The 15,082-nt window shown below is 42.3% G+C and carries 10 protein-coding genes; 5 read left to right on the forward strand and 5 right to left on the reverse strand.

Annotated elements, in window-relative coordinates; all coding sequences use genetic code 11:
* Positions 1 to 66 precede the first annotated feature (66 nt).
* Positions 67 to 2,055 (forward strand): exodeoxyribonuclease V subunit alpha, encoded by a 1,989-nt coding sequence (gene recD / locus ACRCA4_RS00920; protein WP_433182844.1) that lies wholly within the window; start codon positions 67 to 69, stop codon positions 2,053 to 2,055.
* A gap of 70 nt (positions 2,056 to 2,125) precedes the next feature.
* Here recD and ACRCA4_RS00925 read toward each other — a convergent pair whose 3' ends face one another.
* The 3 genes from ACRCA4_RS00925 to ACRCA4_RS00935 form a co-directional block, all read right to left on the reverse strand.
* Positions 2,126 to 3,184, reverse strand: coding sequence for an NADP-dependent oxidoreductase (locus ACRCA4_RS00925; protein ID WP_433182847.1), 1,059 nt, complete (start codon positions 3,182 to 3,184; stop codon positions 2,126 to 2,128).
* Positions 3,185 to 3,275: 91 nt separating this feature from the next.
* Positions 3,276 to 4,433 (reverse strand): iron-containing alcohol dehydrogenase, encoded by a 1,158-nt coding sequence (locus ACRCA4_RS00930; RefSeq protein WP_433182850.1) that lies wholly within the window; start codon positions 4,431 to 4,433, stop codon positions 3,276 to 3,278.
* A gap of 89 nt (positions 4,434 to 4,522) precedes the next feature.
* Positions 4,523 to 5,107, reverse strand: coding sequence for a TetR/AcrR family transcriptional regulator (locus tag ACRCA4_RS00935; RefSeq protein WP_433182853.1), 585 nt, complete (start codon positions 5,105 to 5,107; stop codon positions 4,523 to 4,525).
* 228 nt (positions 5,108 to 5,335) lie between these two features.
* On the opposite strand from ACRCA4_RS00935, the gene ACRCA4_RS00940 reads away from it, so the two are divergent.
* Entirely contained in the window at positions 5,336 to 7,381 is a 2,046-nt protein-coding gene (locus ACRCA4_RS00940; RefSeq protein ID WP_433182856.1) for a prolyl oligopeptidase family serine peptidase, read from the forward strand.
* Positions 7,382 to 7,444: 63 nt separating this feature from the next.
* Here ACRCA4_RS00940 and ACRCA4_RS00945 read toward each other — a convergent pair whose 3' ends face one another.
* Together ACRCA4_RS00945 and ACRCA4_RS00950 are read right to left on the reverse strand one after the other, a co-directional pair.
* Positions 7,445 to 9,304 (reverse strand): Na/Pi cotransporter family protein, encoded by a 1,860-nt coding sequence (locus tag ACRCA4_RS00945; protein ID WP_433182859.1) that lies wholly within the window; start codon positions 9,302 to 9,304, stop codon positions 7,445 to 7,447.
* A gap of 103 nt (positions 9,305 to 9,407) precedes the next feature.
* The gene (locus ACRCA4_RS00950; RefSeq protein ID WP_433182862.1) at positions 9,408 to 10,262 is read right to left on the reverse strand and encodes a PA4780 family RIO1-like protein kinase; all 855 of its coding nucleotides are present in this window, start codon (positions 10,260 to 10,262) and stop codon (positions 9,408 to 9,410) included.
* 246 nt (positions 10,263 to 10,508) lie between these two features.
* Here ACRCA4_RS00950 and ACRCA4_RS00955 point away from each other — a divergent pair, with 246 nt between their 5' ends.
* The 3 genes from ACRCA4_RS00955 to ACRCA4_RS00965 all read left to right on the forward strand — a co-directional run bounded on the left by ACRCA4_RS00955 (position 10,509) and on the right by ACRCA4_RS00965 (position 15,023).
* Positions 10,509 to 11,678 (forward strand): nuclease-related domain-containing protein, encoded by a 1,170-nt coding sequence (locus ACRCA4_RS00955; RefSeq protein ID WP_433182865.1) that lies wholly within the window; start codon positions 10,509 to 10,511, stop codon positions 11,676 to 11,678.
* A 317-nt stretch (positions 11,679 to 11,995) separates the two neighbouring features.
* On the forward strand, positions 11,996 to 14,299 hold the full coding sequence (locus ACRCA4_RS00960; protein WP_433182867.1) for a TonB-dependent receptor: 2,304 nt from the start codon (positions 11,996 to 11,998) through the stop codon (positions 14,297 to 14,299).
* Positions 14,300 to 14,342: 43 nt separating this feature from the next.
* On the forward strand, positions 14,343 to 15,023 hold the full coding sequence (locus tag ACRCA4_RS00965) for a Fe2+-dependent dioxygenase (RefSeq protein WP_433182870.1): 681 nt from the start codon (positions 14,343 to 14,345) through the stop codon (positions 15,021 to 15,023).
* The last annotated feature ends 59 nt before the right edge of the window (positions 15,024 to 15,082 follow it).

Genomic DNA, 15,082 nt, shown 5'->3' on the forward strand with positions numbered 1-15,082 from the left:
CGAAGGTTAGTAATTAATAGCCATGCATAACAATAAGCCATCAGTGTAAAATAAGGCGGGGAACTCATGTCAAATCAGGCTAATTTAACGGCAACAGCGCCAGTGCAAGATCTAGCCGCTATGCAGCAACTTTTGCAACGCTGGGTAGACCGACGCTGGCTGCGAGCACTCGATGCCCAGCTGCCGCTGACCTTAAATCAAGTTGTTGCCGAGCCGCAACCGCTGGTTTGGTTGCTATGTGCTTTGCTTTGCCATCAATATGGTCGTGGCCATAGCTGTATTTTATTGCAAGACTTAATAACCAATCCCGATAGCTTGTTAAGTTTGCCACCACAAAACCAGTATGCGCAATTCTTTTCTGATAGACCTTCGCATATTTTAGCGGCAATCAGCCTAAGCGATATAGAGCAAGCATTGGCCAGTAGCCACTGGCTTAAGCAAGATGAAATATCTCCTTTAGTGTTAGCCGATAACCGCTTGTATTTACATCGCTTATATCAAGCCGAGCAAATAGTTAAGCAGCAAATTAGCCAGCGAGTGCAGCAACAAATAAGTTTAAGCCCAGTGCTTAAGCAGCGTATAGAGCAGTTATTTCCAAGTGCCGAGCCTAGCCAAGATGGCAGCAGCGAGACCGATTGGCAAAAGTTAGCTTGTGCTATGGCATTGCAGCGTCATTTTGCCATTATTACCGGCGGCCCGGGAACCGGTAAAACAACTACAGTGGTTAAGCTATTGGCCTTAATTCAGCACAGTGCGACAGAGCTAACTGAGCCTGAACAAGCTGGCAGTCAGCGTGCTTTAACGATTAAGCTAGCTGCACCTACAGGTAAAGCTGCGGTGCGCTTAACGGAGTCAATCAGTGGTGCTATCAGCAAGCTACCAGCACAGATGCAAGCTGGTATTCCAACTGAAGTGGTAACACTACACCGTTTATTAGGTGCTATGCCCAATCGGCGTCAATTTAAACACAATGCCGAGCAACCGTTAGCGCTAGATGTGCTAGTGATAGATGAAGCCTCTATGGTTGACTTAGAAATGATGGCGGCTTTGTTGCAAGCCTTACCTAGCCATGCTCGGTTAATATTACTCGGCGATAAAGATCAGCTAGCCTCAGTGGAAGCCGGCTCTGTACTAGGCGATTTATGCCGCGGTGCCGAATTAGGCGGTTACTTGCCGCAAACCCTGAGTTTATTGGCGCCCTTTAGCGCAACAGACTTAAGCCCTTGGCAGGGGAATGGCACTGTGCTTAATCAAGCCACTGTTATGTTAAGAAAGTCGCATCGGTTTGATGCTAACTCGGGAATAGGCCAGCTAGCCTTTGCCGTGAACCGCGGTGAAACCAGCGCCGGCAATTTATTTAATCAATATACCGATATTCAATTATTAGCTGGTAATAAGCTAGAAAGCTTAAAGCCTGTTGTTGTAGCGGGGTATCGTCACTATTTACAGCTTGTGCAACAGCAAAGCAGTTATAGTGCTAACACTGCCAGCAGCGACATTAGAGACAGCGATAGCAGCAATAACACTTGGGCTAAAGCTGTGTTAGCTGCCTATAGTCAATTTCAGTTATTGTGCGCCTTGCGTAGTGGGGATTGGGGGATTGAAGGGCTAAACCAACAAATAAGCCGCTGGTTAATGGCCGAAGGCCTGCTGGATTGTTCACAGCAATGGTACAACGGTCGGCCTATTATGATGCAGCGTAATAACTATAGCTTAGGCTTAATGAATGGAGACATTGGTATTACGTTACTTGATGCTAGCAGCGGCAAGCTACGGGTAGTGTTTCTATTAGCCGATGGCAGCTTAAAATGGGTGTTACCCAGCCGGTTAACAGATATTGAAACCGTATTTGCCATGACAGTGCATAAGTCGCAAGGCTCTGAATTTAGCCATTGCTGCTTAGTGTTGCCACCCGATAATAGCCCAATATTAAGCAGGGAATTACTTTATACCGGTATTACCCGAGCCAAAAAGCAATTTACTTTATTGTGTGGCGATAGCCAGATTTTAGCCCAAACCATTACAAAACGGGTTAGCCGTAGTAGTGGTTTGTAGTGATAATCAATAACAGTTTAGCTGCAAGGGGTTTTAAGTGTTATGACCCCTTGAAGCTTGGCTAAATTAGTTAGGCTAGGTTGTCTTCGCCAACGCGGATCACTAGTTTACCGAAGTTTTTACCTTCTAATAAACCAATAAAAGCGTCAGGCGCAGTGGCTAGGCCGTCAACAATTTGCTCTTTATAGTGAATTTTACCTTGCTGCAGCCATTGCACCATATCTTGAGCAAATTCATTATAGCGATGAGCATAATCATCAAAAATAATAAAACCTTTTACTGTCATGCGCTTAACTAAAATGGCGCCCATTAACTGGCCTAAACGATCTGGCCCTGCTGGCAGTTCAGTCGCATTATATTGCGAAATTAAGCCGCAGACTGGAATTCGCGCTCCAGTGTTTAATAAGGGTAATACGCCATCTAGCACTTTGCCGCCCACGTTTTCGTAATAAACATCAATGCCTTGAGGACAGGCCGCCGCTAATTGCTGGGCAAAATCTTCGGCTTTATGATCAATACAGGCATCAACACCCAGTTTTTCTAGAGCATAAGCACATTTTTCTGCACCACCAGCTATGGCTACTACCTTACAACCTTTTAGCTTAGCTATTTGTGCTACTACTGAACCCACTGCACCTGTCGCTGCGGCAACAACGACAGTTTCACCCGCTTGTGGTTTACCGATATCAAGTAAGCCCATATAAGCAGTAAAACCTGGCATACCCATAATGCCTAGGGCATAAGAAGGCGGCATTAGGTTGGGATCGAGCTTAATTAAGCCAGCGCCATCACTTACAGCGTAGTCTTGCCAGCCGTTAAAGCTAAGCACCCAGTCACCGGCTTTAAAATCAGCATGCTTACTTGCATGCACTCGGCTAACGGTGCCGCCAACCATAGGGCTGTCAATAGCAACAGGATCAGCATAAGACTTGGCATCGCTCATACGGCCACGCATATAAGGATCTAGGCTAAGGTAAACCGTGCGTAATAAGAGTTGTCCATCACTAATACTTGGGATTTCAGCGCTGATAAGAGCGAAATTGTCGCTAGTGGGCACACCTTGTGGTCGTGATGCTAAGGTTAATTGACGATTAACAGTATTGCTTTGTTGATTTATTTGGTTTGGCATTGTTATCCCTTATAAAAACGTTCACTGCACTTAAATGGGCTAATTAGTCAAGTCGCTGCAGAGTAAGCAGCTACTTGACTCGCCAGCGCAGTTATAGGCTGGCTTGTAAAATGCTACGGCATAAATCAGGTGTGACATCGCCATGTTCACCTAAGGCCACCATATTATGTTTAGTTAAACTATGGATCAGCGGCTCTATATGTTCAGCGCCAAGCTGATAGTCACTTAAGCGGGTTGCCACGCCAAGAGACTCAAAGAAGCCACGCATTTTTTCAATGGCTGCTTCCGCTTTTTCATCATCAGTACCGTTATCGATATGCCAAACCCGCTGGGCAAACTGAACCAGTTTAGTCATTTTGCTGGCTTTGCGCTGGCGCAACATTTCCGGTAACACTATGGCTAAGGTTTGAGCATGATCTAAGCCATGCTGGGCAGTTAATTCATGGCCTAACATGTGAGTAGCCCAATCTTGCGGCACACCAGCACCAATTAACCCATTTAAGGCTAATGTTGCAGTCCACATTAAGCTGGCGCGTACTTGGTAGTTTTCTGGTTCAGCTAAGGCTTTAGGGCCAATTTCAATTAAGGTTTGCAATAAGCCTTCGGCAAAGCGATCTTGTACTGGCGCGTCAGCGGCATAGGTTAAGTATTGCTCCATTACATGAACAAAAGCATCTACTACGCCATTAGCAATTTGCTTTTGCGGTAAGCTGTAGGTTTTTACCGGATCTAAAATTGAAAACTGGGGAAATAATAATGGGCTACCAAAAGGCAGCTTAGCTTGTAATGATTTACGCGTAATAACAGAGCCACTGTTCATCTCTGATCCTGTTGCCGGTAACGTTAATACCGTAGCAAAGGGCAGGGCTTGTTTTATATGTTTACCGCCGGTAACCAGAATTTGCCAAGCATCTTCTGAGTATAAGGCTGCAGCCGCGACAAATTTAGTACCGTCTATTACCGAGCCACCACCTACAGCCAATAAAAAATCAATATTATGCTGCTTTATTAGCTCTACCGCCTGAATTAAGGTTTCATAGCTAGGGTTTGGCTCTATGCCTGAGAACTGATGCGTTTCGCGCTCACCTAAAGCGCTAAGCACCTCATCTAAGGTACCGTTTTTCTTAGCACTTTCACCGCCAAGTAATACCAGTACTTTGGCATCGGCTGGCACTAGCTGGTTAATTTTGGCAATTTTACCTGCGCCAAATTCAATTCGAGTTGGGTTATAAAAACTAAAATCTTGCATAACATACCTTCTTTATAAAATTAGACCAGTCGACTAGTGGGTTTAGCTAAAAAAGCCCGCACTAAAGCGGGCAAACAGCCTAGTTAAACTTAGTTTACCAGTAGTTGTTGTGTCATTTGCATGGCTAAATCTAGGTGGCGCTGATCACGGTGTAGCTTAGTGAGTAAGCTTGCCCCTAACCATAATTGATATAAGCTAGTGGCAGTAAATTCTGCTTGGCTTACAGCCAAAGAGCCATCAGCAATGCCCGCTTCAATACAAGCGGTTAAACGGTTAATAACGTGATCTGTACCCGTTTTAAGCGTTAAGCGCATCGCCTCAGATAAATCGGCGACTTCTGCACTGAGTTTAACCACTAAGCAGGTACTGGTGCCGTCAGTGGCACAATAGCGCCGTTGCCACTCTGACCAATATTGCATTAATTGCTGCTGGCCGGTTAAATCAGCTTGATTAAAAAGCTGATCAAGTTGGGCTAAATAATGGCTAAAGTAGTCTTCTAATAGGGCTTGGCCAAATTGCTCTTTAGACTTAAAGTAATGATAAAACGAGCCTTTAGGCACTTCAGCCTGTTGCAATATTGCCGCTAGCCCAACCGAGCTAAAGCCCCGTGCTGCTATTATTTGATGGCCAGTGTCTAACAGATGCTGGCGGGTGTCGTGATGTTTTTTCGTCATGGGCTAATACTAAGCTGAATTAGACCGGTCGTCTAGTGATTATTGTAAAGTTTTTTAAGTTAGCCTTGTTGCTTCGGTTTCAGTGTTGATTACTGCTACTCTATTAAATTAAAACGTAATTACAAAGTTAATCGCATGCTTTAGCCAGCCAACCGCATGCTTAGCTTAGCTGTAAATGCTTGTATGCTATGGTTTAACGTTAAGTTTTTTTATTATTTAGGTATTAAAATGAAAAGTCACGGTTTTATTTATAAGGGATTAGTGAGTGCGCTAGTGTTTGCTAGCAGCCAACTATTAGCTAGCCCGCAGCCAATAACGTCGGCAGACTTATGGCAAGCTGCTCGGCCAAGTACGCCGGTAGTGTCGCCAGATGGTAAACAAGCGGTGTTTTCGTTAACGCGCTACGATATGGCAACCGATAAAGGTAATGCGGATTTACATTTATTAGATATCAATAGCGGCGCTATTAGCCAACTTACGCATTTAAAAGAAAGTGAATCTAGCCCAATCTGGAGCCCAGATGGCAAACAATTGGCCTTTGTTGCCCGCCGCGGTAATAGTAAAGGTCAGCTATTTATGCTGCCATTACAAGGTGGTGAAGCTAAGCAACTTACTACCTTGCCTGTATCGGTATCGGCACCGCAATTTACGCCTGATGGCAAAAGCATTATTTTTATGGCTCAAGTGCCAGCAGACTTCAATGGAGACTTTAAGACCCTTGAAGCTGAACTAAAGCAAAACAATAAAGTTAGCGCTAAGGTAACTGAAGATCGGGTTTACCGTTATTGGGATCATTGGCTAACCGATAATCATTTTCCGCGCTTATTTAAGCTAGATTTAGCCAGCAACAATGTAACTGAATTAACTCCAGGCTGGCAGCCTTGGTTTTCAGTCGGTGGTGGTGTGCAATATTCTATTGCCCCTGATAGTAAAAGCTTAGCCTTAAGTGCTATTACTAGTGAAAAGCCTTATAATCAGCTAAACAGTGATGTATTAATGTTAAAACTGGATGGCAGTGGTGACTTTACTAACTTAACTAGCGATAACCCAGCTCGGGATACCAACCCAGTGTTTAGCCCCGATGGTAAGTTTCTGATTTATGGCGCTCAAGAAAGAACCGACTTTTATGCCGATAGAGTGAAGTTAATTCGCCATGATCTTAAAAGCGGTAAAAGAACCGAATTAGCGAAAGAGTTTAGCCATTCGCCAGCTGACTGGCAGTTTAGCCAAAATGGTAAAACCATCTATTTTGTTGCAGGTGATCGAGCTAAACAATCTATTTTTTCAGTGTCGGCATCTGGCGGTAAAGTAAAACAAGTACTGCGTAATCAAAGCAATAGTGGTGTTAGGGTTGCCGCTAACAACCAGTTAGTTTTTGTTCAGCATGGCATTAGCCAGTTTCCTGAGATTTTTAAACTAAAAACCAATGGTAAAAACTTAACAGCGTTAACTCGCTTTAACCAAGAGTTACAGCAAAATATTGCTTGGGGTAAGGTAGAAGAAGCAGAATTTACCGGTGCTGATGGCAATGCGGTTCAAATGTATATTGTTTATCCGCCCAACTTTGATAAAAACAAAAAGTGGCCATTATTAAACTTATTGCACGGCGGTCCACATGGCTTCTTTGGCGATAACTTTAGCTTCCGTTGGAACCCGCAATTATTCGCGGCGCCTGGCTATGTGACTATTATGCCTAACTTCCATGGTTCAACCAGTTTTGGTCAAGACTTTGCCGTTTCTATTCATGGTGAGCATCCAACTAAACCCTTTATTGATAGCCAAGCCGCAGTCGACTTTATGCTGGAAAAAGGCTTTATCGATGAAAACCGCTTAGCCGCAGCTGGTGGTAGTTATGGTGGTTATTTAGTTAGCTGGATTGCCGGCCATACTGATCGCTATAAAGCCTTAATAAACCATGCTGGTGTTTATAACCTAATGGGCCAATTTGCATCAGACAGCACAGCACATCGTGTTCATTCATATAATGGCGCACCTTGGGACGGCTTAGATAAAATGCTGCAATGGAGCCCAGCTATGCATGCCGATAAATTCGTTACGCCCATGCTGGTGATCCACGGTGAAAAAGACTATCGAGTGCCAGTAACACAAGGCTTAGAAGCTTATGGTGTATACAAAGGTAAAGGCATAGATGCCCGTTTAGTTTATTTCCCAGATGAAAACCACTGGATCTTAAAACCGAATAACTCCGTATTTTGGTTCAAAGAATTCCACGGCTGGCTAGAGCGCTACATCGGCAAAGGCCCTTCAAATTAATACTAAATAAACAGCCACTAAAAGGGGTCAGAGTGATTTAATTAATTCACTCTGACCCCTTTTTTATAAACTGACTAACGGTATTTTATCGCCGCCTAAATTGCGAATGTCGCGCAGTAATTTATTTTCATCAGTTAAGCTTACCTGCAACACATGGCTAAAACTTTGCGCTATACGGTGGCTATAATTTAAATCGTTCATCAGTGAGCTAGCTTGTAAGTTATTTAAGTTTTGCATTCGAATAGCACTAAAAATACGGTGTCTAAATTCTTTAACGAAACGCTCTGTTTCGGTGTTAATTTCTGATAACGCGAGCAATGATTGCTCTTCTGTTAATTCGCTGCGATTTAATGAATAGGTTTCACGTAGCACCCAAAATATATGTCGACGCAAATCTAGGTATAAACTGCGGGTGAAAATAGAGTCTTCACGCAGATAACGAAATAGATTTTTTTGTAGATGTTTAGCATTTTTGACGGCATCCACTAACTGCAATGCTAACATCTGGCATGTTATCCAGAACTTTTGTTGCTCTTCATCTAACTCAACGTTTAAGCGGCTCATAAAACCGAGTAAGTCTGAATAAACACCTTTTATATGTTGTTGGTATAAGTCTTTAGCATCTAAGCTGTTGTTATCATTAGGTAGGGTATTAAGCAGCTTTTCATCTAAAATTGGCGAGTTTAATTGCTCTATGGGTTGATATAAAGCATGACAAATTACCTCTAAACTTAAACGGCTTAAATGTTGTAGTTCATGCACTACCGCACTTGCTGCGGTGTCTGCCGAAGCGAGTGCCGCATCGTTCAGGTAGCGGGCTTGGTTAGGTGTCGCTTTTGTTGGCTTGATAATAAGATCAGGCTGTTGCTCTGGTGTTAAAATTAATACTTCAGGCTCAACTGCATCAGGCAATAAACGGCATAACCAATAGGCCATTTTAGTTTGCAGAGGCCAAAATATAATAACGCCGATAAGGTTAAATAAAGTATGGAATAAAGCCAGCTGTAATAAGGTGTTATCGCCTGCGCCTAGCAGCGCCATACTGTGTTGAGAAAACCACAATAAAGGCATTAAAAATAGAAAAGTAACTACAGCGGTAACTATATTGAATAAGGCATGAATTAATACTAAGCGCTGACCACTGCGGTTGCCGCCTAACCAGCCAACAATAGCGGTTGTTACACTGGTGCCGACATTACCACCAATAGCAATAGCCATTGCCTGCCATAGCTCAATTTGACCGCCGGCTAAGGCTGCTAATACTAACATTAAAGTAGCATGGCTAGATTGCAGCACAGCTGTTAATGCTAAGCCAATAAAAATAAAGGCTAACTGGCCCACTAAAGTAGGATCAAATTGTTTGGTTAAATCTAGGCTATTACCAAATTCACTAAAGCCGCCTTTAATTTGATCAATACCTAAGAAAATAAAGGCAATGCCCAGCACGATACGGCCTGCTGCTTTACTTTTCGGGCCATTAAAGCCAGCTAGCACACCAAAGACTAACAAGGGCAAAGCCAAGGGGCTAAGGCTAAAATTATGCCCCGCTGCAGCGAGTAGCCAAATACCGGCACTCGCACCAAGGTTAATACCCAGTAATATAGAAATAGCACTGACAAACTGAATTAACCCTGTGCTAAGAAAGGCGATAGTTAATATCGACATTAAGGTTGTCGATTGCAGCACCATAGTGCCGCCCATGCCCACTAAAAAGCTTTTAACTGGGGTTGCTGTGCTCCGAGCTAGTACTTGTTCTAACTTACCGCCAGCTAATTGTTTTAAACCTTCTTCTAAGCATTGCATACCAAATAAGAATAAAGCTAAACCGGCACATAATTGTAGCCAGCCACTGCTATACCAAAAGCTAATGGCAAGCATAATGAGCATAGCAAGTGGCAACAAAAAGGCTTTAAAAGGATGCATAGATGCCTTACAAAAAGAACAGGGTTTACATAACCTTAGATTAAGACTTAGTAATGATTTTAGCTAGTGGTCGAGTGTGAAATAGTTATCAGACTAACCGCTGTTAGTCTTCGTCGTTGTCTGCTAATCGCGCCTTGCGATCTTCGGCTTCGGCAAAGGCGGCTTTAATTTGCTCTAATACTGAATCAACATCGGCTGCGTCAGTATCGGCAATAAAGTTACCGCTTAGCTCAACCTCAGGGGTAAGCTCGCCAGCTTCATATAAAGCCCAAATCTCTTCGGCGTAATTTGTGGTTAATAGCTCGGGTGCATACAAGCCGTAATAGTCTCGCATATTATTAACATCACGGCAGAACATCCACTTAGCATTATTGTTAGCTGCAGCATCAACGGCTTGTGGTAGGTCGATTATGACAGGGCCTTGATCATCAACTAAGACATTAAATTCAGATAAGTCGCCATGAACTAGCCCTTCGCATAGCATTAAGACAATATAGTGCAGCATAGTGGCGTGATCAGCTAAAGCGAGTTCCGCATCCATGGCAATATCAGCTAAGCGTGGCGCCACCATACCTTCGTCATCACAAACTAATTCCATTAGCAAAACGCCATCGTAACAACCATAAGGTTGTGGCACGCGCACGCCGGCTTTAGCTAGTTTGAATAAGGCATCTACTTCTGCATTTTGCCAGCTTTCTTCTTGTTGCTGGCGGCCAAACTTAGAGCCTTTCTCCATTGCTCTAGCACGGCGAGTACTTCGCACCTTACGGCCTTCTTGATAAAGCACTGCTTGCTTAAAACTGCGTTTATCGGCATCTTTATAAACCTTAGCGCAGCGAATATCCTCGCCACAACGGACGATATAAACAGAGGCTTCTTTACCACTCATTAAAGAGCGGATAACTTCATCTACCAAGCCTTCATCAACAAGAGGCTGGATACGTTTTGGAATTTTCATTGCGCCGTTATACATGAGTTAACAAAGCTTATAAATAGCTATGCGATACAATTGACAGAAAATAGTTTTAACTTAAATATAAGCGGTTAGTCATTATGACATGCTAGTTAAATAGGTTTTAAAATAAAGCTATAGAAAAGAAACATTTGGCTACAGTTAACATTATCGTATATTTTAAATACATTAATAGGTGTTTATTGACTTTGTTGCTGCTAGCATAAGGATTGAATTAATCAAGGGTGATTTATGCGTTGTTTGTTATTGATTGTCTCGCTGTTATTTTGCATTTCACCTTTGGTGTATGGTCAAGAGCAATACTCTGAGGGCGCATGCATTCTGCTGCAACAGCAAATTGATCGCTTTAGTGCTCAAAAGCAAAGCAGCAATTTTCGTGGTGCAACCCGTGAATATGAACAGTTTTGTAAAAATCCCACTTCGTTTATGCCGGTTTACACTAAAAAAGCCGCCAACGTTGAGACTAAGCCAGAAGCAACTAAAGGGCCTGAAAATAAAGCCACAACTGACATTGCTAAGCTAAGCACAGCCGCAAAACCTGTTACTAAATCTAAGCCAACTGAACAGGTTGTTGCGACAATTACAGAGATAACTAAAGAGCAAGTGGCAGCTAATGAAGACGCAAACCTAGCCAAAAATGCAGTTTTAACCACAAGCAAACAAGCTAGCAATTCAGAGCCTGAAGTAGCTATCCCAGAAGTTATTGTTACAGAAGATACAATTGCACAGGCTCCTGTTCGTGAGATAGCTTCAGCAACTGAGGTAAGGTCTGACATAATGGATCGAGATTTAGTGCTAGAGCTGCTAAATGATATTCCCATGATGTCAGCCCATATTGTTGCTTTTTTATTAGCGATATTTTTACTCACTAACTGGCTAGGGCTTAATTTACCTGGCTTTAAAGGTGTATTTGCTGAATATAAGTTAAACCGCTTATTACGTTGGCGTTTATCTAAACACTACAAACACTTTAGAAAATTAAAATTAGTAACAGCAAAAGATGAGCCTGTTGTAATAGACCATTTAGTATTTAGCCCTTTTGGTATTTTTGTAATTACAGTAAAAGGAGACCGGGGCCGTATATCTGGCAGTGAAGCTCAAGCTAACTGGATCCGGCAGTATTTTGGTAGAACCAAACAATTAATGAACCCTTTGCACCAAAACTATAAAAATTTAGAAGCGGTAAAACACCTGTTGCAGCTATCCGGCAGTGATGCCACGCAAATTGTTCACTCAGTGGCTGCATTTAGTCGACTTGCAAAGTTTGAAGCGGATATACCAGAAAACGTCACTTATATTGATAAGGTGCCTGCTTACATTAAACAATTTAAAGAGCCATGTTTAACCGATGAGCAGCAGAACCGTTATCTTGCGCGTTTAAAGCAAGCAAAATCAGAGTAATAATATTTATTATACAGTTTTAGCTTAACTGTAATTTTGAAATGCCTGCTATATTATAACGAACTAAAGCAAATGGTCGTAATTGTGCCGTTTTTAGTGACAAATAACCCTCGTATGTTTAGTAAGTCTTTTTAAAGCAGCAGGTTAGAAAATAATTCCCCGCATTTTTATTCTTGGCTATTAATTTTAGTTAAGTTACTTTAGCTGAAATTAAAACTTGATTACAAATGAGATCTATTATCATTTGTGTTTACATGCTGATTTTCTCTGTTTATAATCGCGCCCTCAAAACACAAAATAAAGGATGCGTTTTCGTTATGTCTGCTAACAAAAATATAATTTCAACCTTAGGATCTCATACGCTTTTAACCACTTTAGCTCTATCTGCCTGCACCGCTTTTGCTGATGATGCGGCTATAACTTGTGATAAAGCAGAAACTAAATGCTCGCAAGAGGCGATAGAGCTGATTGAAGTGCACGGTATTCGTACCTCTATTTATAATGTTAAAAAGTCCGGCGATATTAGACGTGTGGCCGATTTAGTAGACACGCCGCAAACCATTACCGTATTAACTAAAGATCAAATCCAAGAGTCAGGTAAGTCTGATTTAAAAGAAGTGCTGGCAGCTCAGGCAGGTGTCACCTTAGGTACAGGCGAAAATGGTAATGCCTTTGGTGATCGCTATATTATTCGCGGTCATGAGGCTCGCTCAGATGTTTTTGTTGATGGTATTCGTGACCCAGGTATGACAACTCGGGAAAGCTTTGCTACCGACCAAATTGAAATAACCAAAGGCCCAAGCTCAACCTTTGCTGGCCGAGGCTCATCGGGTGGGGCGGTAAATAGCATTACCAAAAAAGCCTCTACCGCTTATGATTTTGGCCGCGTAGATGCCAGCATAGGAACAGATAAGCATCATCGTTTGGTCATCGATTACAATACGCCAATAGCTGAAAATATAGCCACCCGAGTTAACTTATTAAGTACCGCTGAAGATGCGCCTAATAGAGATAATATTGAACGCAGCAGAAAAGGTGCCTTGCTATCTGGCTTGTACGATAATGTTGATGATTTACGTGTTTATGCTGACTTTTATTACCTAGAGGCTAAAGATACGCCAGATTTAGGTAGTTACTTTAATAAAGAGACACGTAAACCAGAAAAAAATATTCCCGTCTATGCCCAAAATAATGACTTTTTAGATTCAGAAATTTTTGCATACACCCTTAGAACCGAATACGACATAAACGAAAATCTTAAGTTTTATAATGCCACCCGTTATGGCGAAACGACTAACGGCTATGTAGCAACCGGCGCTAATAAATCTGTTCGCGCTGACTCTGATCCTATGGCACCAGGTGCCGCCACTATCAAGCTAAGTAACCACCAAGGCTGGCAAGATGTAGAGTATTTTGCTACTCAGTTTAATTTATTTTGGCAGCTAAGCACTGGCAATTTAGACCATACCTTATTATTTGGTCTTGAATTTAGCGACGAAAAAGTTAACAACGGTTTTTATAATCTAAGCTATAACAAAGCGCCTAACTGTGTGACGTCAGGCTGGCGTGGCGACAGTGCTGGCTTTTGTTTGGTAGATGGCAACGGAAACTTATATCCAAACATGGCTAGCATTATGGGTACTGAATATAGCAAGGGCAACTCTGACTCATTATTTTCCGCCAAAACTATAGCCGCTTATGTGATGGACACGGTAAAGATTAACGATCATTGGCAGTTATTCTTTGGCCTGCGCCAAGATACTATCGATTACAGTAACAATGTTGTTAGCCGCGGCAATGCGTTAGATTATAGCTACAAAGATGACTTTTATAATGGTCATTTAGGGCTAGTGTACAGCATTCATGATGACGCTAATATTTATGTTACCTACTCAACAGCAACTAATATTAACGGTGGTGAGTCTGACTTAGGCGCTAACTGTGGTTATGGTGGTTTATGTGGCGATCCTGAACAAGCCGCTATGGCTGATCCAGAAACAGTAGAAAACATTGAAATAGGCACTAAATGGTCTGTATTAGATGAAAAGCTATTTGTGTCATTAGCGTGGTTTCAATTAACCAAGCGCGATGTTATGGAAAGTGTTGGCGATGCTTATTCAACCTTAGGCACACTTAACACGGGTAAAAACCGAGTGGAGGGGGTTGAATTTGCCGTAAATGGTAACTTAACTGACAAACTTAGCATGCAAATTAGTGCTGCTATGATGTCATCAGAAGTGCTAGCTTCTGTAAATGAAGACATTATTGGCTATGAGCTAAGTAACTTTGCTGGTGATAGTTTATATACCCAATTACGCTATCAGTTAACTGAAAACTTTGCCTTTGGTGGCGACTTTACCTACAAAGGTAAAATGTATGGTGGCCAGCCAGATTCTGCTGCGTCTTATGATGCAACGAATGGCTATTACAGCATAGTGGTGCCTAGCTACAAAGTGGTTAACTTATTTGCAAATTATAGTGTTTCAGACAGCACTACACTGCGTTTGAACATAGGTAATGTTACAGATACTGAGTACTGGACAGCCGCTTATCGCTCAGGTGCCTTTATGTACTTAGGCGATGCGCGCTCAGCTAAATTTACCTTAACTTATGAGTTTTAATTAAGCCGCAACTTAACTGTTACCTAACTGAGGAGCCATACAAATGGTTGTTATTGAACAATTACTATCAAAGCAAGAAGTACAAGCCTATCGTGATATTCTAGATAAACAGGCTTGGCAAGATGGTAAGCAAACAGCCATGGGTATGGCCGCCTCAGTTAAAAGTAACGGTCAAGCCGACGCCAGCAATAGCGCTATCAAAGCGTTAACGAATCAGTTGTTGGCTAAGCTTGGCGCTACACCTAAGCTAATTTCCGCAGCATTACCTCATCGCATATTTCCACCTTGTTTTAATCGTTACAGCCAAGGTGAACATTACGGGTTTCATGTCGATGCCGCCATTATGCGCATACCTAATACTAACGACGTAATGCGCTCAGATATGTCAATGACCCTGTTTTTATCAGAACAAGATGAATACCAAGGTGGTGAGCTTATTATTAAAACCGACTTTGGCCAGCAAAAAGTAAAACTTAACGCCGGCGATGCCGTGCTTTATCCCTCTAGCAGCTTGCACCAAGTAAGCCCTGTTAGCCAAGGCAAAAGAGTGGCAGCTATTACTTGGATGCAAAGCCTTATCCCCGATGCCCCTATGCGCGAAACCTTATTTAATCTAGATCAAAGCATACAAGCCTTACTTAGCAACCCCAACATAGCCAGAGAAGAATTAGATAGGCTTCATCATGTTTATCATAATTTAATTCGCCAGCATTCGCAGGTGTAAAGATATATGCTATAGCAAGCTCAAATACTTGATGTATTAGCGCAGTGTTTCGTGACCAA

This window comes from Rheinheimera sp. WS51, assembly GCF_050936095.1.
Taxonomy (GTDB): domain Bacteria; phylum Pseudomonadota; class Gammaproteobacteria; order Enterobacterales; family Alteromonadaceae; genus Alishewanella.

Coding starts and splice junctions, on each gene's coding strand:
- recD (WP_433182844.1), top strand. CDS start 67: ATGTCAAATCAGGCTAATTTAACGGCAACAGCGCCAGTGCAAGATCTA.
- ACRCA4_RS00925 (WP_433182847.1), bottom strand. CDS start 3,184: ATGCCAAACCAAATAAATCAACAAAGCAATACTGTTAATCGTCAATTA.
- ACRCA4_RS00930 (WP_433182850.1), bottom strand. CDS start 4,433: ATGCAAGATTTTAGTTTTTATAACCCAACTCGAATTGAATTTGGCGCA.
- ACRCA4_RS00935 (WP_433182853.1), bottom strand. CDS start 5,107: ATGACGAAAAAACATCACGACACCCGCCAGCATCTGTTAGACACTGGC.
- ACRCA4_RS00940 (WP_433182856.1), top strand. CDS start 5,336: ATGAAAAGTCACGGTTTTATTTATAAGGGATTAGTGAGTGCGCTAGTG.
- ACRCA4_RS00945 (WP_433182859.1), bottom strand. CDS start 9,304: ATGCATCCTTTTAAAGCCTTTTTGTTGCCACTTGCTATGCTCATTATG.
- ACRCA4_RS00950 (WP_433182862.1), bottom strand. CDS start 10,262: ATGAAAATTCCAAAACGTATCCAGCCTCTTGTTGATGAAGGCTTGGTA.
- ACRCA4_RS00955 (WP_433182865.1), top strand. CDS start 10,509: ATGCGTTGTTTGTTATTGATTGTCTCGCTGTTATTTTGCATTTCACCT.
- ACRCA4_RS00960 (WP_433182867.1), top strand. CDS start 11,996: ATGTCTGCTAACAAAAATATAATTTCAACCTTAGGATCTCATACGCTT.
- ACRCA4_RS00965 (WP_433182870.1), top strand. CDS start 14,343: ATGGTTGTTATTGAACAATTACTATCAAAGCAAGAAGTACAAGCCTAT.